The sequence below is a fragment of the Neisseria sp. Marseille-Q2251 genome (assembly GCF_940793045.1).
Lineage (GTDB): Bacteria > Pseudomonadota > Gammaproteobacteria > Burkholderiales > Neisseriaceae > Neisseria.
In genome coordinates, this window is the sequence record NZ_CALNWV010000093.1 from 1 (window position 1) to 874 (window position 874).

1 protein-coding gene is annotated in these 874 nt (G+C 52.7%); it reads right to left on the reverse strand.

Annotation, left to right across the window (positions count from 1 at the left end):
- Positions 1 to 50 precede the first annotated feature (50 nt).
- The coding region (locus AAG834_RS13735; protein ID WP_342032454.1) for an IS5 family transposase at positions 51 to 874 on the reverse strand (824 nt) is incomplete at its 5' end.

Below are 874 nucleotides of genomic sequence, written 5' to 3' on the forward strand. Positions count from 1 at the left end.
CCCCCTTAATCCTCCCCGGATACCTGATAATCAGGCATCCGGGCCGCCTTTTAGGCGGCAACAGACACACTTAGCCTGTTAGCCGCTTTCAACAGGTTCAAACACATCGCCTTCAGATGGCTTTGCGCACTCACTTTACACAGACCAAAATAGGCTGCCCGGGCGTAGCGGAATTTACGGTGCAACGTACCGAAGCTCTGTTCGACCACATAACGGGTCTTCGACAAATATCGATTACGTTTGGTTTGCACTTCCGTCAGAGGACGGTTGCGGTGGGCTTTGCGCATAATGCCGTCCAGCAACTGATGTTCTTTCAGATGTTGCCGGTTTTCCGCACTGTCGTAGCCTTTATCGGCATAGACGGTCGTGCCTTCGGCTATACCTTCCAGCAAAGGCGACAGGTGGTTGCACTCATGGGTATTGGCGGGGGTGATGTGCAGTTTCTCGATATAGCCTTCCCCATCGGTACGGGTATGTTGTTTGTAACCGAGTCTGTATAAGCCGTTTTTCTTTGTCCAACGGGCATCTTTGTCCTTACTCGGTGTGGTTTGGCCGCTGACTTGTCCTTCTTCATCGACTTCTATGGCCTGACGCTGTTTGCTGCCGGCGGTCTGAATAATGGTGGCGTCAATGACGGCGGCGGATGCTTTCTCTATTTTTAGGCCTTTTTCGGTCAGTTGGCGGTTAATCAGTTTTAGCAATTCGGACAGGGTGTCGTCTTGCGCCAGCCAGTTGCGGTAGCGGCACAAGGTGCTGTAATCGGGGATGCTCAGTTCGTCAAAACGGCAAAACAGGTTGAAATCGATGCGGGTGATGAGGCTGTGTTCGAGTTCGGGATCGGAGAGGCTGTGCCATTGTCCGAGCAGGACGGCTT